The sequence below is a fragment of the Paraburkholderia sp. DHOC27 genome (assembly GCF_003429005.1).
Lineage (GTDB): Bacteria > Pseudomonadota > Gammaproteobacteria > Burkholderiales > Burkholderiaceae > Paraburkholderia.
Genome location: NZ_QVQV01000002.1, coordinates 20,850 through 39,794 on the forward strand (window position 1 = coordinate 20,850; position 18,945 = coordinate 39,794).

Annotated in this window: 15 protein-coding genes; 2 read left to right on the forward strand and 13 right to left on the reverse strand. The window is 63.1% G+C overall.

All coding sequences use genetic code 11. The annotated features are described in order from the left end of the window. Positions 1-17: 17 nt before the first annotated feature. Positions 18-773 (forward strand): SDR family oxidoreductase, encoded by a 756-nt coding sequence (locus D0B32_RS08495; protein ID WP_117333538.1) that lies wholly within the window; start codon positions 18-20, stop codon positions 771-773. A 48-nt stretch (positions 774-821) separates the two neighbouring features. On the opposite strand, the gene D0B32_RS08500 is transcribed toward D0B32_RS08495, so the two are convergent. From D0B32_RS08500 to D0B32_RS08535, 8 genes are all read right to left on the reverse strand, one after another. Beyond that, the gene (locus D0B32_RS08500) at positions 822-2,606 is read right to left on the reverse strand and encodes a dihydroxy-acid dehydratase (RefSeq protein ID WP_117333539.1); all 1,785 of its coding nucleotides are present in this window, start codon (positions 2,604-2,606) and stop codon (positions 822-824) included. A gap of 9 nt (positions 2,607-2,615) precedes the next feature. Further along, positions 2,616-4,055: an NAD-dependent succinate-semialdehyde dehydrogenase gene (locus D0B32_RS08505; RefSeq protein WP_117333540.1), complete on the reverse strand. Its 1,440-nt coding sequence runs from the start codon at positions 4,053-4,055 to the stop codon at positions 2,616-2,618. 91 nt (positions 4,056-4,146) lie between these two features. Then, positions 4,147-6,102 (reverse strand): thiamine pyrophosphate-dependent enzyme, encoded by a 1,956-nt coding sequence (locus tag D0B32_RS08510; RefSeq protein WP_117333541.1) that lies wholly within the window; start codon positions 6,100-6,102, stop codon positions 4,147-4,149. Then, on the reverse strand, positions 6,099-6,869 hold the full coding sequence (locus D0B32_RS08515) for an ATP-binding cassette domain-containing protein (protein WP_117333542.1): 771 nt from the start codon (positions 6,867-6,869) through the stop codon (positions 6,099-6,101). Before D0B32_RS08515 ends, D0B32_RS08510 begins: the two co-directional genes overlap by 4 nt. Positions 6,870-6,891: 22 nt before the next feature. Further along, positions 6,892-7,713, reverse strand: a complete 822-nt coding sequence (locus tag D0B32_RS08520) for a sugar phosphate isomerase/epimerase (protein ID WP_117333543.1) — start codon at positions 7,711-7,713, stop codon at positions 6,892-6,894. A 62-nt stretch (positions 7,714-7,775) separates the two neighbouring features. Next, positions 7,776-8,897: a Gfo/Idh/MocA family protein gene (locus D0B32_RS08525; RefSeq protein WP_181969761.1), complete on the reverse strand. Its 1,122-nt coding sequence runs from the start codon at positions 8,895-8,897 to the stop codon at positions 7,776-7,778. A gap of 25 nt (positions 8,898-8,922) precedes the next feature. Continuing rightward, a complete protein-coding gene (locus tag D0B32_RS08530) occupies positions 8,923-9,900 on the reverse strand; it encodes an ABC transporter permease (protein WP_117333545.1) in 978 nt (325 codons plus the stop codon). 4 nt (positions 9,901-9,904) lie between these two features. Next, positions 9,905-10,969 carry an ABC transporter substrate-binding protein gene (locus D0B32_RS08535; RefSeq protein ID WP_117333546.1) on the reverse strand — a complete coding sequence of 355 codons (1,065 nt, stop codon included), beginning with the start codon at positions 10,967-10,969 and terminating at the stop codon, positions 9,905-9,907. 336 nt (positions 10,970-11,305) lie between these two features. On the opposite strand from D0B32_RS08535, the gene D0B32_RS08540 reads away from it, so the two are divergent. Beyond that, positions 11,306-12,109, forward strand: coding sequence for an IclR family transcriptional regulator (locus tag D0B32_RS08540; RefSeq protein WP_147329507.1), 804 nt, complete (start codon positions 11,306-11,308; stop codon positions 12,107-12,109). A gap of 48 nt (positions 12,110-12,157) precedes the next feature. Here D0B32_RS08540 and D0B32_RS08545 read toward each other — a convergent pair whose 3' ends face one another. The 5 genes from D0B32_RS08545 to D0B32_RS08565 form a co-directional block, all read right to left on the reverse strand. After that, positions 12,158-14,257, reverse strand: a complete 2,100-nt coding sequence (locus tag D0B32_RS08545) for an ADP-ribosylglycohydrolase family protein (protein WP_117333548.1) — start codon at positions 14,255-14,257, stop codon at positions 12,158-12,160. A gap of 98 nt (positions 14,258-14,355) precedes the next feature. Continuing rightward, positions 14,356-15,189, reverse strand: a complete 834-nt coding sequence (locus D0B32_RS08550) for a carbohydrate ABC transporter permease (RefSeq protein ID WP_220444927.1) — start codon at positions 15,187-15,189, stop codon at positions 14,356-14,358. Next, positions 15,186-16,025 (reverse strand): carbohydrate ABC transporter permease, encoded by an 840-nt coding sequence (locus D0B32_RS08555; RefSeq protein ID WP_117333549.1) that lies wholly within the window; start codon positions 16,023-16,025, stop codon positions 15,186-15,188. Before D0B32_RS08555 ends, D0B32_RS08550 begins: the two co-directional genes overlap by 4 nt. 141 nt (positions 16,026-16,166) lie before the next feature. Beyond that, positions 16,167-17,534: an ABC transporter substrate-binding protein gene (locus D0B32_RS08560; protein WP_220444928.1), complete on the reverse strand. Its 1,368-nt coding sequence runs from the start codon at positions 17,532-17,534 to the stop codon at positions 16,167-16,169. A gap of 144 nt (positions 17,535-17,678) precedes the next feature. Continuing rightward, positions 17,679-18,698 (reverse strand): LacI family DNA-binding transcriptional regulator, encoded by a 1,020-nt coding sequence (locus D0B32_RS08565; RefSeq protein ID WP_310591186.1) that lies wholly within the window; start codon positions 18,696-18,698, stop codon positions 17,679-17,681. Positions 18,699-18,945: the final 247 nt, after the last annotated feature.

The following is an 18,945-nucleotide window of genomic DNA, read 5'->3' on the forward strand; positions in this document are numbered from 1 at the left end:
ACTCAAGGAGAGATGAAATGAGCGGCAAATTCGCAAACAAGGTAGTGGTGGTAACGGGCGGGACGAGCGGCATTGGCTATGCGACGGCAGCACGCTTCGCCGCAGAAGGCGCATGGGTGTACATCACCGGCCGCCGGCAAAACGAGCTGGACAAGGCGGTGACGGCACTCGGCCCGCGTGTGGTCGGGGTGCAGGGCGACATGTCCCGGCTCGCGGACATCGACCGGCTCTACGACGCCGTCCAGCAGAAACACGCGCAGATCGACGTGCTGTTCGCCAATGCCGGCGGCGGCTCCATGTTGCCGCTCGGCGCCATCACCGAAGAGCACTATGAAAGCACCTTTGGCAGCAACGTGAAGGGCGTGATTTTTACGGTGCAAAAAGCGGTTCCGCTGCTGCGCGACGGCGCCTCGGTCATTCTCACCGGCTCGACCACGGGCAGCATGGGCACGGCTGCGTTCAGCGTCTACAGCGCGTCCAAGGCCGCAGTGCGCAACCTCGCTCGGAGCTGGACGCTGGATCTGAAGGACCGTGGGATTCGCGTGAATGTCGTGAGCCCTGGACCGGCAAAGACGCCGGGCCTGGTCGAGCTGGCCGGTCCGGACAAGGATCAGCAACAAGGCCTGCTCGACGCGCTGGCCACGCAGGTGCCGCTGGGCCGCGTCGCCGAGGCGGACGAGATCGCCAGTGTCGTGCTGTTCCTCGCCTCCGACGAAGCGAGCTACGTGGCCGGCGCGGAAATTTTCGCGGACGGCGGCATGGCGCAGGTCTGAGCGTCGCTTAACAGGCTGGCCGGCTTGAGACGTGCAGGGTTCAGCGTTTCAAGCCGGTGGCCCGTCATGCGTCAGGAACGCGAAATCGCAGCCGTCATCGGCTTGCAGGATTTCGCGTTCATACAGCTTCGCGTAGCCGCGTTTCGCGGGCGCCACGCTTGACGCTGGCAGCGCCGCGCGACGCCGCTCCAGTTCCGCCTCGGACACCAGCAGTTCCAGCGCATGCCGCGCCACGCTCAGCCGGATGCGGTCGCCGTTCTGCACCAGCGCCAGCGGGCCACCTGAGGCAGCGTCCGGCGTGATATGCAACACGATCGTGCCGTACGCGGTGCCGCTCATGCGCGCGTCGGACATGCGCACCATGTCCTTCACCCCCGCTCGCGCGAGCTTGCCGGGAATCGGCAGATAACCGGCCTCGGGCATCGCCGACGCGCTGGTCGGCCCGGCGTTGCGCAGCACGAGAAAGTCCTCGGCGGTCACGTCGAGGTCGTCGCTGTCGATGCGATTCGCCAGGTCTTCGAGCGAATCGAACACCACCGCGCGCCCTTCCGTTTCGAACAGCTTCGGGTCGGCCGCCGAGCGCTTCATGATCGCGCCGCGCGGCGCGAGATTGCCGAACAGCGCAACGAGGCCACCGGTCTCGCGCACCGGGTCCTTGAATTCGCGCACCACGGAGTGGTCCACCCAGGTCACGTCGTGCAGACGGTCGCCCAGCGTTTCGCCCGTCACCATGCGGCAGTCCAGATGCAATAGATGCTTGATCTCACGCAGAATGGCGGGCACGCCACCCGCTGCATACAGGTCTTCCATATAGTGCTCGCCGGTGGGCTTGAGATTCACCAGCACCGGCGTGGTTTCGCTGAGTTCGTTCAGACGCCGCAGATCGAGCTTGAGGCCAAGCCGCCCCGCAATGGCGGCAAGATGGATTACCGCATTGGTCGATCCGCCAATGGCCAGCAACACGCGCAGCGCGTTTTCGACGGAGTGCGCCGTGATCACCTCGCTCGGCCGGATCGGATGGCTGATCAGTTGGAACGCGGCGCGGCCCGTGTCTTCGGCAATCCGCAGACGATCGGCGTCCACCGCCGGACAGGCGGCGCTGTTGGCCGGCATCATGCCGAGCGTTTCGGCGATGATCGCCATCGTGCTCGCCGTACCCATCACCGCGCAGGTGCCGGCCGTCGATGCCAGCCGCCGCTCCACGACCTTGATCTCCGCGGCGTCGATTTCGGTGGCACGAAAGCGCGCCCAGAAGCGGCGGCAGTCCGTGCACGCACCGAGCCGTTCGCCGCGATGACGGCTCGTCGACATCGGGCCCGCCACCAGTTGAATCGCGGGAATATCCGCCGACGCCGCGCCCATCAGTTGCGCGGGCACAGTCTTGTCGCAGCCGCCCAGCAGCACCACTGAATCCATCGGCTGCGCGCGGGTCATCTCTTCGACATCCATCGACATCAGGTTGCGAAACTTCAGGCTGGTCGGCGTGAGAAAGGTTTCGCCGAGCGAGATGGTCGGAAACTCGATCGGCAAGCCGCCTGCGGCCAGCACGCCGCGCTTCACCGCCTCGATCATCTCGGGAAAATGGCGATGGCAGTTGTTGAAGCCGCTCGCCGAATGCGCAATGCCGACAATCGGCCGGTCGAGCATCTCGCGGCTATAGCCCATCGAACTGGCAAAGGTGCGCCGCAGATAGACGCTGAACTCGCGGTCGCCGTAGTTCGTGAGGCCCCGCGCAAAGCCCACGGGTGTCGCTTTTGTTGACCTGATTTCGCCTTCGTCGCCGGTTTCTCTGCCCTTCCCACCCTTACCACGCTCATCACTTCGATCGCTCATCGTGCTCACTCACTGAAGTCGATACTTGATGTACTTCGGTTCGAGATAGTCGCGCATGCCCAATTGTCCGCCTTCCCGCCCGAGGCCGCTTTCCTTCGCGCCGCCAAACGGAATCTCCGCCGCCGCCAGCAGCATGTCGTTCACCCCTACCATACCCGATTCGAGCGCTTCGCTGGCGCGCATCGCGGTGCTGAGTGAATGCGTGAAGACGTAAGCGGCGAGCCCGAACGGTACGTTGTTGGCGCGTTCGATCACCTCGTCGAAGGCGGTAAAGGTCGCAATGGGCGCGACCGGCGCGAAGGGTTCGGTGGTCATGATGTCCGCGTGTTCCGGCACATCGGCGAGGATGGTGGGCTGAAAAAAGAAGCCGCTCTTGAACTGCCCCGGGATGCGGCCGCCTGCGCGCAATGTCGCGCCTTTGTTCACGGCGTCGTCGACCAGCGTGAGCGCGCGGGCACGGCCACGTTCATTGGCCATCGGTCCAAACTCGGTTTCGGCCTCGAGACCGTTGCCGATCCGCAGGCCGTTCGCCACCTCGCTCATGGCCTGTTCGAAAGCGGCCTTGACGTTTTGATGCACATAGAAGCGGCTCGGCGAGATGCACACCTGGCCGGCATTGCGAAACTTTGTACGCGCGCACAGCGTGCCTGCCGCCACCGGGTCTGCGTCCTCGAAGACGATTACGGGTGCATGGCCGCCCAGTTCCATGCTGACGCGCTTGATACCGTCCGCGCACAGACGCAGGATTTGCTTACCGACCGGCACCGAACCGGTCACGCTCACCTTGCGGATAATGGATGAGGCGATCAGGTGCGTCGAGATGGCGGGTGGATCGCCTGTCACGACATTCAGGATACCTGATGGTAAGCCAGCAGCCTGTGCCGCTTCGACGATCACGTAGGTCGCCGAGGGCGCTTCTTCGGATGGCTTGATCACGATCGAACAGCCCGCGGCCAGCGCCGGGGCGATTTTGCGCGCCGGTAACAGGCCGGGAAAATTCCACGCGGTGAACGCTGCCACCGGGCCGACCGGATCGAAGCGCACCTGCAGACGGCTCGCGGCGTCGCGCCCGTCGAGCGTGTGCCCGAACACGCGGCACGCCTCGCCCGCGTACCAGTCGAACTGATCGGCCATTGCGTTGAACTCGCCTTTGGATTCGGCGAGCGGCTTGCCGGTCTCCAACGTCATGCGGCGCGCGCCGTCCTCGGCGCGGCGGCGGATCTCGTCGGCCATTCTGCGCAACAGCGCCGCGCGATCCCAGCCGGACACCGCGCGCCAGACGCGAAAGCCACGTTGCAGTGCGGCGAGCGCATCATCGAGGTCTGCGCTGCTTGCGGACGGAATCTCGCCGAGCGGCGCGCCGTCGAAAGGATTGAGCACCGGCATCGTCGCACCGGAGCGCGCACCACGCCACTCGCCGTCGATAAACAAACCGTGGTTGCTGTACACGTTGGGGTCCTCGGGTTGATGGCTTCGAGCCAAGGGTTGCGCACGGCGCGCGCGGAGATCCACCACGTCGACGTGAAAACCTCACTCGCCATTAAAGCGTCTGGTCACCGTAGCGCTGCTCGACGTCCGCGACCCACGGTCCGACGTTCCAGCGCCCATACGCACCCATGCCGCCTTCGTCGGCCGCGCCCCAATACACGGGGACGTGCACCACCGACAGGCCGTCGTGACGATGCGCTTCATCCAGCGCGGCTTCCAGTTCCGCCGCCGTCCAGCCGCCGAATACGCCTTTCACGCCGCGGACGGCATTCGCCATCGCGACGAAGTCGATCTGCACATCGTCCTGCGTGCCGAAGTCGGGGCCATACTGCGCGACCTGCAAGGAGGAGATCGCCCCCATGCGGCGGTTGTCGAACAGCACCAGCATGCCCTTCACACCGTGCACCACGGCGTCGATCAGGATTTGCGGATTCATCATGAACGAGCCGTCGCCGCTAAACGCGATCATGTAGCGGCTGTGCCGCGCGAGCGCGCTGGCGAGCAGTCCGCTCGCGGCGAATCCCATGTACGAGGCCCCGCTCTCGGTGAAGGTATCGTCGGGACGGTCGTCCTCGACGATCTGAAAACCGTTGGCCTGCACGTCGCCCGCATCGAACAGCTTGATGGCGTCGATGCGCTTCGCAAACGCGGCCGCCGTGTGGATCGCGCTCGGTTGCGTCAGCACTTCCCTGCCCCAAGCATCGTCCATCAAGGTCACGCCGTTCACGCGGGCGTGCTTCAACGCATGCCACTCCAGCTTTCTCGCCACGCACGTGTCGAGCCAGTTTTGCGTCTCGCGATCTTTCTGCTGACCGCGGCGCTGCAAGGCCAGCAACAGCCCTTCGATGACCGCGCCAATGTCGCCGGTCAACGCCACTGTGTGGTTGTAGTGGTTCGCATCGTCGATGTCGCCGTTGATGTTCACCACCGCTTCTGCGAGCGGGTAGCCCGTTCCCGAACAGTCGGCCTGACACACCGCGCGTGAGCCGACCGCGATCAGCAGGGTGGCGTTTTCCATGGCGTGATTGCCCGACAGCGAGCCTTTGCTGCCGCCCACGTGCATGTTGCGTGGATGCGCATCGGGCAGCACGCCGAGCGCGTTGGGCGAGAGCACCACCACGGCGCCGGCGGCTTCAGCGAGGCGCGCGAGTTCGGCGCCGTAGCGGCGCGCGCCGCCCCCGGCCTTGATGACGATGCGCGCATGGCGCTCGATCAATTCACACGCGGCGTCGTAGGCGTCGTTACGCGCGGGAGCCAGCACGGGCATCAGCATGCGTTCGGGCAATGCGTCGATGCGCAGTTGCACGCGCCGTGGCTGCACGTTGATGGGCAGCATCAGAAAGAACGGTCCCGCGAAATACGGGCGATGCACGGTCTCCGTGCCGCGCCGCATTGCGTCGCGCAACGCCTGCGGGGTGTGCAGCGTGTAGGCGCCGCCCATCGTTTCGGTCAGGCGCAGAAACTGGTTTTGCCGATGCCCGGGAATCTGCTGCATGTTGTAGCCTTCGCCGTGCGTGGTCTCGTCGCCATAGATGTGATAGACCCCCACGCCATTCGACGCCGCCGCGAGCGACCCCGCAAAAGCCTGCAACGCGCCCGGCCCGATCGAAGTCACGACGGCCGGCGTTTCACCGAACACCCAGGCGAGCACCGTGGCCGCGTGCGTCATGGCGACTTCGTTGCGGCACTGGAAAAAGTGCGTCGCGCCCTGCTGCGTATAGATGCGCAGAATATTGCCGAGGTCAGTCGTGCCATGGCCGAGAATGCCGAGATATTTGCTGACGTGCTGGCGCAGCAGCGCAAGCACCAGCGCCTCGGAGACACTGACTTCGAGCGACGCGTTCAGCGTGCCCGCTGCAATCGCATTCATCAGGCCGCCGGCGCGGGCAATCGCACGGGCGCGCTCACGCACCTCGGCCGTCGCGGCGTCTTCCAGTGGCGCATCCTGGCGCGGCTCCACCGGAACCTCGGTGCTGGCGCTCGCGGCCGATTTGCGGGCGGTGTTCATGCGCGGCTCCGCTTGCCCGACATGATCATTTCGACAATCTCGCCCTGGGTGGTTTGCGCGGTCACCAGTTCACCCGCTTTCTGGCCGCGATACATCACGGCGATCCGGTCCGTGACGGCCAGTACGTCGCTCATGTTGTGCGTGATGTAGATCACCGCCACGCCCTGCTTCGCCAGCGAACGCGTCAGTTCGAGCACCTTGTTCTGCTCCGGCACGCTGAGCGCAGCGGTGGGCTCGTCGAGTATCACGAGATTCGCCTTCCAGCGAATGGCGCGCGCAATTGCCACCGCCTGGCGTTGCCCACCGGAGAGGCTGTCCACGGACACTTTCAGCGACGGGATATGAATGTCGAGCCGGTTCAGCGTCTCACGCGCATCGGCGTGCATCGCCTTGCTGCGCAGTACCTTGATGAGCTTCGGAATAAGTGTGGTGGTGATCTCGCGGCCAATGAAGAAATTGTCGGTGACGCCGAGATTGGGCACCATCGCGAGGTCCTGAAACACGGTTTCGATGCCGAGTTCATGCGCCACTTTCGGCGCGGAGATATCGACCGTCTGGCCCCGGCACAGTATCTCGCCGGAGCTCAACGCATGCACGCCGGCCAGTACCTTGACGAGCGTGGTCTTGCCGGCGCCGTTGTCGCCCAGCAGCCCGAGTACCTCGCCGGAATGAATGTCGAGGTCGACGTCGCGCAACGCCTGCACGCCGCCGAAGCGTTTGCCGACCCCGCGCAGTTGCATGAACGGCTGTGTCTGGGCTGTGCTCATGGCATCGAGTCCTGACGGCGCGCTATACGTCGAGCCGGGCGAGAAACGCGCGGCTCTCGTCGAGGATCTGCTGTTCGCTCAGATCGAATCCGTAGACCTGTGCCTCGTATTCGACCGACAGCGCACCGTCATAACCGATCTCACGCAGCCGTGCGATGAGCGCGTCGAAGTCGATGCCGCCCTTGCCGAGCGGTGGAAACGAAAAATCGGGAAAGTGGCCGGCGCCGTCTTTCATGTGCACATGGGCGATGCGGTCGCCGAAACGATCCACGATCTCGAGCGGATTCGCGCCCTGCACGGCGATATGGCTCGGGTCGAAATTGACCTTGAACGGCACGCCTGGCAGATCGGCGGCAAGCTGCGCGTAGTCATCCGCGCAATGAAACAGATGACCGGCAATCGCTTCGATGCCCACTTCCACATCCATCGGACGCGCGTGTTCGATGACTTCCGCCACCGCGTCGGCGAACCAGCGCCAGCCGTCGTCTTCACTGGTGCTCGCGGCAAGCGGTCCCGACAGAATGTGGACGTAACGCGTGTCCATATCCACCGCGAGCTTGCAGCAGCCTTTGACGAACCCGATCGCCTCGCGGCGCTGGCGCGCCTCGGGATGCAGCATGGCAATATGCGCGCCCACCGCAGCCACCCGCAGATTCGCGCGATGAATGGCGCTCAGCACATCGGCGCGCTCCTGCAGCGAGGTGGCGGGCGTGATATGCGCGGCGGCCCACGGCAGGGTTTCCGCGTTCAGTTCGATGCCTGCATAGCCCGCGTTTTTCACGTCACTCACGACTTCGGTGAGCGTGCGCTCTGGCAGCCCCACCGAATGAAATGCAGCGTACATGGTGTTCTCCTTCGACCGGCGGCGTCCATGCCGCCGGTTTCAAAGCGTCGTCCAGGGTAACGTCAATACGCGGGCAGATGAAACGGCGCATCCACCGGTAATGGCAGGTCCACCCAACGGCCTTCGTTCTTCGAAATGTAGGCGCCCTGCACCACTTCCTGCGCGCGCAGACCGTCCAGACCCGACGCGATTGGCGGCGTGCCCTCGCGAATGCTCCGGCAGAACGCCGCGAACTGCGCGGCATACGGGCTCTTGCGCGGCGGAAAAATCTTGATCCAGCCGCCTTCGAAGGTGTTCCACCACGCATCCGGGTAATGGGCTTCGCGCAGCACGTCCGGCAGATCGCGCGCATGACGTTCGGTGTAGATGGCGAGCGGCGCGGCATGAAACGGGTTGAGCGTTTCGCTCGCAATGTGGATGGTGCCTTCGGTGCCGTACAGGTCGGTGCCGTCGCCGATAGCCGGCGAGTAGCGATCCGACGACAGGCCACCGCGCGCGCCGCTGGCAAAGCGTGTCAGCAGCCAGACGTTGTCGTCGACCTTTTCGGGAAGCACGTGATGCGACAGTTCCGCGAACACGCCGGTGATCTCGCCGAGTAGATGACGCGCCAGGTCGATGCGGTGAATGGTCAGGTCGATGATGGTGGCCCCGCCCGACTGCGCAAGGTCGTAGCGGTAGCGCGATGCCGCCGGATACGCCGAGGCCTTCTCCGAATACACCGAACGAAACGCGTGCACGTCGCCGATAAAGCCGGAGTCGATCAGGTGTTTGGCAATCTGCACCTGCGACCAGCAGCGCTGGTTGAAGCCCACCTGCAGCACGACGCCGGCATCGTCGGCGGCCTTGACGATGCGCGCCGCGGACTGGATATCGAGCGCGAGCGGCTTTTCGCAGAGAATGTGCTTGCCCGCCTGCGCCGCTGCGACCGCCGCTTCCTCGTGACGATTGTTAGGTGTCGCAACGATCACCGCGTCGACCTCGCTGGAATCGAGCAGGCTCGCGAGCGTTTCGAAAGCGCGCCCGCCGCCGGATTCCGCAGCGAGCTTCGCGGCGCGTTCGTGGTTGGGATCGTAGATACCGACCACCTTCGCGAGCCCCGAATTCATCACGGTTGGAATGTGGCTCAGATGCATGATGGCACCCGCGCCAATCAAACCGATCCCCAGTTGCTTCTCATTGGCCATGATCATTCCCGAATGGATAAACAGGCTATTTGATGATGCGAATCTTGCCGCGCCGGATCGACACCAGCACGGACACAATCAGCACGGCGCCGGTCAGCACCGTCTGCACGTTGGTGGAGACACCGAGAATCACGAGGCCATTGGCGAGCGCCGTCATGACCAGACTGCCGACCACCGTGCCGACAATGGAGCCCATGCCGCCCGTCAACGGTGTGCCGCCGATCACCACCGCCGAGATGGCCATCAGCTCGAAACCGATGCCGGTGGTGGGACTGCCCGAACCGATCTGCGCAGTGAGGATGCCGCCGCCCATGCCCGCCATGAAGCCCGAGAGGATGAACATGGCGAGCTTCACCCCGCGGATCTGTACGCCGAGGATGCGGGTCTTTTCTTCATCGCCGCCGATCGCGAAGACGTAGCGGCCGAAGGTGGTGAACTTGAGCAGGAGGCCCGTAAGCACCGCAGCGATCAGCATGATCACGAACGGCACAGGCGGATTGCCGAGTGCGTTGTACGGATCGGTGAGCGAGATGGAGACCGGCGTGCCCTGGGTCAGCATCACGGTGGTGCCGCGCGCCATGGACAGCATGCCGAGCGTCACCACGAACGACGGGATGCGCCCCCACACGAACAGCGCGCCGTTCACCATGCCGATCACCGCGCCCACCAGCATGGCCACCACGAACGCCCATACGCCCAGTTGCGGTGTGAAGTACGCGGCGCACACGCCGGCCAGCGCCATCGACGAACCCACGCTCAGGTCGATGCTGCCGCCGATGATCACGAAGGTGAGACCGATCGCCACCACGCACAGCACCGCGCCGTTTTGCAGCACGGTGCCGAGATTGGCGAGCGTCAGAAAACGATCCGGCGCGAGCACTCCGAACACCAGCACCACCAGCACGAGCGCCAGATACGCGATGTAATGCGCGACGAATTCGCCGAAATCGAAGCGCTTGCGGTCCGGTGGCACAGCGGGCAAGGAGTGGTTCGTCGTGGCCATGAAGTTACTCTTTGATCTTCAACGGGAACGTCTGACTTTTTGCCTGCGGGTTGTAGGTCAGCGAATAGTCCTTCACGTTATAAGGCGGCTGCGAATCGATGAACTGCTGCTTGAATTTCGCAAACGACGCGGAATCGACGTCGAGCAGACTCAGGCGGATGTCCTTGTTGAGCGGATCGTGGCCGTTCACCTTGTCATAGGCGATCATCACGGCGAAGCCCAATTGCAGCCAGTGGCCACCCGTGGAGAAGATGTAGTCGGTTTTCTGCGAGATCAGATCGAGCGCCTGCGGCACGAGGTCCATGCCTGCGAGCTTGATCTCGTCGGAGCGGCCGGCCTGGCGAATCGCACGAAACGCGCCGAGGCACAGCGCGTCGTTGTAGCACCACACGCCGTCGATCTGGCCTTTGCCATGCGCGGAGAGCACGTTCTGCATGGCCTTGTAGCCGAGGTCTTCCGATTCCCCCACGCCCACGTACTGCACGAGTTCGACGCCCGGATGCTGCTTGATGGCTTCGTTCAGGCCTTTCTCGCGGCCTTCCGCCACCGACGAGCCAGGCAGACCGCCGAGGCCCACCAGCTTCTTCGAGCCGGCCGCAATCAGATGCTCGGCGATCGAGTGGCCCGCGTACACGTCGTCTGGGCCGATGAATGCCAGATACGGCGCGTCCTTGTTGTCCGCCGGGAAGCCAGGATAGCGGTCGACGATCATGATGGGCAGATTGGCGCGATTGGCGATACGGATCAGACCCGGTGCGCTCGCGGTGGATTGCGGCGTGACGACCAGCGCCTGCACGCCGCGCGAAACCAGTGACTGCACGTCGCTGATCTGCTTCTCTTCACGATTTTCCGCACCGACCACCACCAGTTTGGCGCCGAGTTGTGTCGCCACGTACTGCGCGAACGAAACCGCGCGGACCCAGAACGGATTGTCGAGCGTAGGGATCGACACGCCAATCGTGATGTCCTTCGACTGCGCCGAGGCCGGCGCTGCGTAGCTCATCACGCACGACAGCAACAGGGCCCCGAAAACGCGCAACAGCGCGCCACGCCTTGATACGCTGAACATGATTGTCTCCTGTCTTGGGATTCTGACACCCCATTTAGCTGCGTCTATTGGGTCCGAATGCCACCGGACGAGTTAAATATAGGAGCGCGTCTCACTATCGTCAACGTCGTTGCGCGTTTTAAACGCTAGCACTAACCCTGGTGATGCTGTTTTTAGCGGAAATACACGGATTGTTGCAGCGGCGAGTTGACAGCAGCCGTCAAATATCCGATAAATGGGCGTTCGCGTTGCGCTATACGCAACACGGAATCATTGGATGGCACAAGAACGGGTTACTCGCTATGATGACGAGCAACAGGCCGGCAAAGACAGGCATTCGAATCTGAGAGGCGAACAGTGGAAATTCGATCAGTTACCAAAGCCATCCGTTTGATGGAAGCGCTGGCGGACGCCGAGGGCCCCGTGGGCGTGACGGAATTGGCGCGCCAGGTGGACATGGACAAAAGCTCGGTCTCGCGCATGCTGCGCACGCTGGAGACGGCGGGCTACGTGTCGCAGGATCCCGTAAGCAAGAGCTATCTGCTCGGCTTGACGCTCGTCCACCTCGGGCAAAAGGTGCTGCGGCGCCTGAATCTGCGCAACGCGGCACGCGGTTCGCTCGAAGCGCTCGCCATGAAGTCGGGCGAGTGCGCGCATATCGCGGTGCTGGTGGGCGGACGTGCGCTGTATATCGACCAGGCGACGCCGGCACGCGGCGTGAGTATCGACGCACCGGTCGGTACGCTCGCACCGCTGCATTGCACGGCGCTCGGCAAATGCCTGCTGGCATTTCAACCGGCTCTCGCCATCGAGGCGCTGTTGCCTTCGTTGAATCTGGAAGCGTTCACGCGCCGCACGCTGACCGACATCGGCTCGATTACACGTGATCTGGAGCAGGTGCGCGAGCGGCAGGTGTCGTTCGACGACGAAGAGTTCAGCGTGGGTGTGCGCTGCATCGCCACGCCCGTGTTCAAGCACGATGGCACGGTGGCTGCGGCGATTGGCCTGTCCGGTCCGAGTCCGCGCGTCACTGATGAACGGCTGCGCGAATGGGAGACCATGCTGCGCGAGGAAGCAATGTCGGTCTCGATGCAGTTGGGTTGGGAACCGCCCGCGTCGATGCAACGCGCCAAGGTCGATGAGACCAGCTTGAACAATTGAAGGCACGGCGGGCGGCGCGCGGCCGCCCCTGTGCACTGGCGGTTTGAATCAAGCCGCCGTCGATCCGCTCACGCGCACTTCCGAGGTCGACAACGCGCCCTCCTCGATCAGCAAACCAATGCCGCCATTCTCATACGGCGTGGTTTCATCGCGTACCGAGAACACCGGCTGGCCGTCCACCGAACAGGTGATCTGCGGCCCGTTCAAGGTCACGCTCATCAAATACGGCTGTTCGAGGTGCCACGCAAAGGCCTGCTCGCCGAGCACGGTGCGCTTGTCATCGCGCACCTTGACGAGCCGCAGGAAGCCGTCACGTGACAGCAAGAGCGCGTAATAGCGGCGCAATCCCTGCACGCGAAACGCGAGGCCGCCCTTGTGTCCAAGGTGCACCGTGAGGCTCGACGAAACGGTGTAATCGCTCCATTGGCGCGTGCCGTGAATGATGATGCCTTCGCCCACGCTCTGCGAAATGCGGAACGCCGCGGGGAAATTCTTGCTGAAGATGCTCACGCTATTGATCCACGCGAGCCGCCAGAAATCGCCGGGTTCGTCAGGACGACGCAGCCGCAATTCCGGCGCGCCATCCACGCGCAGATAGTCGACCAGCACGGTGCCCTTCGCGCTCGGCGCCGTGGTGGTCAGATTGAAGCCGATCTGCTGGATTGGCTGGCCGCCGGTATCGGGCAAACGCCAGCGCAGCAGCGTGCTTTGTCCTGGCGAGAGCGTGTGCGGTTCGCTGTCGATGGCAGTGAGCGTGTCGCCCTTGCCATACACCTTCAGGCGCAGATTGACCGATACCGGCGCCGCATTGCCTGGCTCCGCGCTCACGCTCGCTTCGAGCCATTGACCGGAGTAGACCAGCGGCGTCGCCATCAACTCGTACACCGGCATTTGTGGCGTATTCGATGGCGAGAATGTAGGCGTCATTGCCGAGAGCCGCTGCCCTTGCGCGAGCGAAGCGAAACGCAGCGCCAGTTTGCCGCCACTGTTTTCGACGCTCAATCCTTCCGCGGAGGCCCCCGCCTCGAACCCCTGCACACTGCCTGGCAACGAGAAATGAAACAGCGCGCCGTTCTTCGGCGCATCCGGCGCGGGCATGCCGGCGAGCTGATAGCCGAAGCCGGCGATTTGATAAGCAATCCGAACCGCATCCGTGACCGCGTTACCGCCATCTGCTGAGGAAATCAGCATGCGGTCCGCAATCGGACCGCGCCAGTCAGGCCCGGCGTTCACGCCGTCCAGACCGAGCTTGATACCGAGCAGACAGCCCACGTTGCCCGAATTGCAGTCGGTGTCCCAACCCGAGGTGTTGACAATCGTGAGCGCCTTGTGCAGATCGTCCGGCGCATACAGCAGGCTCATGATGATGAGCGCGTGATTGGGCACCACATGGCAATTGCCCGGGAATTTGTCGTAGCCGTAGTGATCCTGGATGCGTTGACGGCAGTCGCGCCACTCCGGCAACTCGGCGTGCCAGCGGCGTACATCGCCAATCAGGCGGGCAATCAGACTATCTGCCGGGATGGCCGCGAGGCCGGTGTCGAGCAGATGCTCGATGTCGTTGGACACGAACGCTTCGGCCTCCATCGCGGCCAGCAACTTGGCCGCATGCACTGCTTCGCCGTCATGGCTCACGGTGGCGGCCTGTTCAGCAAGCTGCGCCGCGAGTTTGGGCTGGCCGGGCGCGACCATCGCCCAACCGTCGATGAAGATCTGCGCGCCGATCTGCTCCGCCACGGTTTGCCCGTTGACCTCGATCGAGCCGCTCGCGGGCGCCGGAATGCCGCGCTTCAGATTCAGCCACGCGGTATGTTCGCTCGAATTGCCGCTACCGCCCCACCACAGGATGGCGCGGTTTTCGACGATGTTGTTGAGCCACGTCTTGCCGATTTCTTCCGCCGAGAGTTCCGGCTTCACGCCGTGTTCGTCGAAGGCGCGCAAAAACGTGAAGGTGCCGGCGACATCGTCGTCCGTCACGACGAGCGGCACCCCGAGCCGGTCGTGCACGTAGTACTCGATCGTGCCGAGTTCCGCCATGATGCGCTGGTGCGTCCAGTTCTCGAACGGGCGGCCAAGAAAGACGCCAATCAGCTTGCCCAGCACGCCGGCATAGACGCGTTCCAGATAATCCTGCTGAAGAGAAGACATGAATCACACCTCCCAATACGGTACGGTTGACGAAGGTGAAAAGCGAAGTCGCTTGCGAGTCGTCCATTCAGGCACGCAGGCAAAGCACGCGTATTCATTCAGCCTTTCACCGATCCGCTTGCCATGCCTTCAATAAAGCGGCGTTGCATGACAAGGAAAAAAATCACCATCGGCGCGACGATCAGCAATGCGGTGGCCATGATTTCGCCCCAGTCGCTGCTGTACTGTCCGCCCATCGAATAGAAACGCACCACGGCGGTTTGCACGGGCTTTCCCTGCAAAAACGTGGTCGCGATCAGAAACTCATTCCATGTATTCATGCCGGTGATGACCGCGACAGTCAACAGACCCGGCGACACCAGCGGCAAGGTCACACGGCTGAACACCTGCCAGCGCGTGGCGCCGTCCATGATTGCGGCCTCTTCGATTTCTGCCGGAATGGCGAGGAAATACGTGCGCAGCAGAAAAATGGAAAACGGGCTGTAGATGGCCGTGTAGATCAGCGACGTCGCGACGATGTTGTCCAGCAGATTGAGCTTCGCAAAGCCGAAGTACAGCGGGAACAGATAGAGCTGGATGGGCAGCGTCGTGGTAGCCAGGAAATACGTGGCCACCCAGCGCGCGCCCCGCACTTTCTGGCGGGCCAGCGCATACGCGGCCATCGAACCCGTGGCGCAGATCAACACGATGGTGATGCTCGTCACTTTCACGCTATTGAGCAGCGAGTGCGCCATGTCCGCGTCGCGCCAGGCGTGCAGAAAATTGCGCCACTGCGGCACGTGCGGCAGCGCGAGCGGATTGGCGACGATTTCCGCGCTCGTCTTCAGCGCACTCACCACCATCAGGGCGAGCGGAAATAGCGCCACCGCCGCGCCGAGTGCAAGGATCACGTAGGTGATCGTCAAGGTCCCTTTGCCGATGGCGTGGTTCACGATTCAAGCTCCCGTTGCTGAACGCGAACATAGAAGATCGTCGCCACCAGTCCAAACAGACTGATGACCAGCGCCACCGCCGCGGCCGGTCCCATCGTGAAGTTGTAGAACGCGTAGCGATACGACAGGGTCGAGAGCACTTCGCTCGAAAACGCCGGACCGCCCTGCGTGAGCACGTAGACGAAGTCGAAGGCGAGAAACGACCAGATCACGGTCATGATCATCATCAGCACGATCGTGGGCCGGATGGCCGGCAACAGGATGTAGCGCATGAGCTGAAAATAGCCGGCGCCGTCGAGACGCGCTGCTTCGATCTGCGAAGGATCGACCTGACGAAACGCCGCAAAGAAGATCACCGCGAGAAAGCCCCACCAGTGCCACAGATCGACCGAGGCCACCGCCAGCAATGCCGTGGAAGGATGCGCGAGCGGATCGTCGAGATGCACGCCGAAAATATGCAGCCAGCCAATCAGGCCGCCATCCGGGTTGTAGATCATGCCCTGCCAGATGCGCGCAATCACCACCGTGGCGATAATGGCCGGCAGGAAATACACGATCTGGAAGAACGTGCGTCCGCGCCGCACCATCAGCAACAACGAGGCGGCCACGAGCCCCATGATGATCGGCACGGTCAGAAACAACGCGGTCCACTTGATGTTGTTGAGCAGCGCCGAAAAAAACACGGGATCGTCGAACATCGCGCGAAAATTGTCGAGCCCGGCGAAGGTGGGGTCCGAGGTGCCGTCCCACGTCACGAACGCCATGCCGAGGGTGAGCAATGCTGGAATCAGGATGATCAGCAGATTGATCAGCAACGCCGGAAAGAGAAACCACATAAAGTCAGCTCACAGCAGCATGGATATGGACGTGCGGACTTACGGTCTTACGGTCTTGCGTTCATGCGCGGCCGCCCGCAGACGGTCCGCGCAACGCTGGACGGTTCACTGTCCAGCCGAGGGTTCAGCTCAGGCTTCAACTCAGCGCGGCGGCAGCGGCGGCACCTTGCCTTCCTTCAGTTCCTTGGCGAAGGTGTCCTGCATGGTCTGCAGATACTGCGCAACGGTGATCTTGCCGAGCCACACCTGTTCGATGCCGCGAATCAGGTAATCGTCCGTTGCGGGCGGCCAGTAGGTCCACGTCGTGTAGCCGTAGTTGCCGTCGCGCACGCCCTTCGAAAACGACGTCACGGTATTGGCGAACAGCGGCGAGACGTTCTTCTCGAGCTTGCCGGCATCCACGGAAGTGAGCGGCAGATTCCAGTCACCCGGCCAGTCCTTGCTGATCTTGTCGTAGAACGCATCGGAGTACATATAGTTCAGGAACGCGGCGGCGCCATCCGGATTGGCCGTGCCCTTGTTGATGGACAGCGTGCTGCCAATGCCGATCTCGTAGGTCGGATACGGCACGCCGTCACGCAGGCTCGGCAACGCGACCACGCCGAGTTCCTGACCCGTCTGCGCGAACGCCTTGGTCATGAAGTCGAACGAGAAGGTGCCGTTGGGCGCCATGCCGGCTTCGCCCTTGGCGAGGCGCAACGCCTGCTGATCGCTCGACAGCGAGAAGTAGTCCTTGCCGAACCAGCCCTTCTGATACCAGTCGTTCAGAAGGCTGATGGCCTGCTGGAACACCGGCGCGGTCCACGGCAATTCGCCTTTTAGCGCCTTGTAGACGTTGTCCGGTCCAGCAAAGTGATTGAGCACGACCGTCACGTGCCATTCATTGGCCGGCCGCCAGTCGCCATTGCCGACGGAAAACGGCGTGATGCCCTTGGCCTGCATCGCGGCGGCGAGCTTGTTCAGATCGGCGAGCGTCTTCGGCGGCTGCCAGCCGTTCTTGTCGAACAAGGTCTTGTTGTAGTACAGCACCATCGTCTCGAAGGTGCGCGGCAACACGTAAATGTGGCCCTTGTAGATGCCGGCCTTGAGCGCCGGCGCGAGGATGCGTTGATCGAGGTGGTACTTCTGGATATACGGATCGAGCGGCAGCAGATGACCGGATTCGATCAGCGGCAGCGCGTAGGTGGGCCCAGGCGTCATCACGAGGTCAGGGCCGCGGCCCGCGAGCACGGCCATGCGGATCTGCTTGTCGCCGGAGCCGCCGGACTTCACATCCAGCGAGAGCGGACTGTTGGGATTGGCGGCGTTGAACGGGTCGATCAGGTCTTTCTGGAGGATGCGCTGCTGGTCCGGCGTGGCGCCGCGCTGATACCAGAGCGTGATCGGCTCGGCGGCGAACGCGGAGGTCATCGACGCCGGCAACAGAAAGGTCCCCAGCGCAGGCAACACCGTCGATAACAGCGTGCCGATCACCGCAAGGCGCCGCGACGCCGCGACACAAGATTTCATCACCGCTCTCCTCTTCATTGCCGTCCACTCCTTGCTAAGCTGGGTCGTTGCGGGATCGCTGCTGCGTGTCTGCTGGTCGTGCGTGCCTGGCGTCGTTGCTACAAGTGATGCGCTTGATACGGTTGATACGGTTGATACCTACCCTTACGCCGACTCGCGCCGCATGATCTCGAATGGCATTTCCCGGTGGCGACCGGGTGTGTCCTCGGGCAGTTCCGTGAGCCGCTGCAGCATCATGTGCGCGGCCACCTGCCCCTGGACGTTCTGAAACTGGTTGACGGTACTGAGCGCGGGCGTGAGCACGCGCGCGGCGAAGATATCGTCGAAGCCCATCACGGCGATATCGTCGGGAATGCGGTAGCCGGCTTCGCGGATCACCGACATCGCGCCAATCGCCATCAGGTCGTTGGCCGCAAAAATGGCCGTGGGACGCTCGGGACGTTGCAGCACTTCCTGGGTAGCGCGAATGCCGGCGTCCTCGTCGAAGCCGCTATACACGATGATGTCGGGCACCAGCCCGGCGCCCTGCATGGTGCGCCGGTAGCCCAGTGCACGGTTGTCCTGCGGACCGCCGGCGCCCGTGATCATGGCAATGCGGCGATGGCCGCGTTCGAGCAGATAGCGCGTGGCAGCGGTGGCGGCGGCCACGTTGTCGACGAACAGGTTGTCGATGGGCAGCGGTCCGCTCTTCTTGGCCGAGGTTTCGATACGCAGCACGCCGATGTTCGCGCGCGTGAGCGGCTCGAACTCAGTAGCCTTCAGATTGAAGAACACGCCGATGATGCCGTCCACACGGCCCTGCATGCCCCATTGCAGCACCCTGCGTTCACGCTCGGCGTCCGACTGCGTATTGAGCGCGATCACGTCGTAACCGGCGTCTTCCGCGGCGACCTGCACGCCGCGCACCAGCGCGGGATAAAACGGGTTGCCGATGTCGGGCACGACACATGCCAGCGTCATGGTGCGCTGTGTCTTCAATGCCTGCGCGAGCCGGTTTGGCATGTAGCCGAGTTCGCGCGCGGCATTGAAGACACGCTCGAGCGTTTCCCCCGGGAACGACTGGGTGGTCGAATTGCCAAGTATCAAAGACACGGTTGTTTGCGACACGTTGGCGAGTCGTGCGACCTCCCGCTGTGTCGCCCGTCTCGGTGGCATTGGCTTCATTTACGCAAGAATTCGGATTAGTAATTCGTATTAGTTGAAACATATCACTCGAAACATCGCCACGCAACAAGAAATCACTCAGAGGAAACCCGAAACGTGGGAGAGACAGCGGGACGGCGGAAGCTTTGGAACAAGGGACGGTTTTTGCTGATGTTTTTTGCGGCGCCGCTTGTAGCACTGCTTGCGGCGCTTCCTGAAGCATGGTTTGCGGCGTTTTTCGGCGCACTATCAAGACACTGCATGGTGG

Coding starts and splice junctions, on each gene's coding strand:
- D0B32_RS08495 (WP_117333538.1), top strand. CDS start 18: ATGAGCGGCAAATTCGCAAACAAGGTAGTGGTGGTAACGGGCGGGACG.
- D0B32_RS08500 (WP_117333539.1), bottom strand. CDS start 2,606: ATGAGCGATCGAAGTGATGAGCGTGGTAAGGGTGGGAAGGGCAGAGAA.
- D0B32_RS08510 (WP_117333541.1), bottom strand. CDS start 6,102: ATGAACACCGCCCGCAAATCGGCCGCGAGCGCCAGCACCGAGGTTCCG.
- D0B32_RS08515 (WP_117333542.1), bottom strand. CDS start 6,869: ATGAGCACAGCCCAGACACAGCCGTTCATGCAACTGCGCGGGGTCGGC.
- D0B32_RS08520 (WP_117333543.1), bottom strand. CDS start 7,713: ATGTACGCTGCATTTCATTCGGTGGGGCTGCCAGAGCGCACGCTCACC.
- D0B32_RS08525 (WP_181969761.1), bottom strand. CDS start 8,897: ATGGCCAATGAGAAGCAACTGGGGATCGGTTTGATTGGCGCGGGTGCC.
- D0B32_RS08530 (WP_117333545.1), bottom strand. CDS start 9,900: ATGGCCACGACGAACCACTCCTTGCCCGCTGTGCCACCGGACCGCAAG.
- D0B32_RS08535 (WP_117333546.1), bottom strand. CDS start 10,969: ATGTTCAGCGTATCAAGGCGTGGCGCGCTGTTGCGCGTTTTCGGGGCC.
- D0B32_RS08545 (WP_117333548.1), bottom strand. CDS start 14,257: ATGTCTTCTCTTCAGCAGGATTATCTGGAACGCGTCTATGCCGGCGTG.
- D0B32_RS08555 (WP_117333549.1), bottom strand. CDS start 16,025: ATGTGGTTTCTCTTTCCGGCGTTGCTGATCAATCTGCTGATCATCCTG.
- D0B32_RS08560 (WP_220444928.1), bottom strand. CDS start 17,534: ATGAAATCTTGTGTCGCGGCGTCGCGGCGCCTTGCGGTGATCGGCACG.
- D0B32_RS08565 (WP_310591186.1), bottom strand. CDS start 18,698: ATGAAGCCAATGCCACCGAGACGGGCGACACAGCGGGAGGTCGCACGA.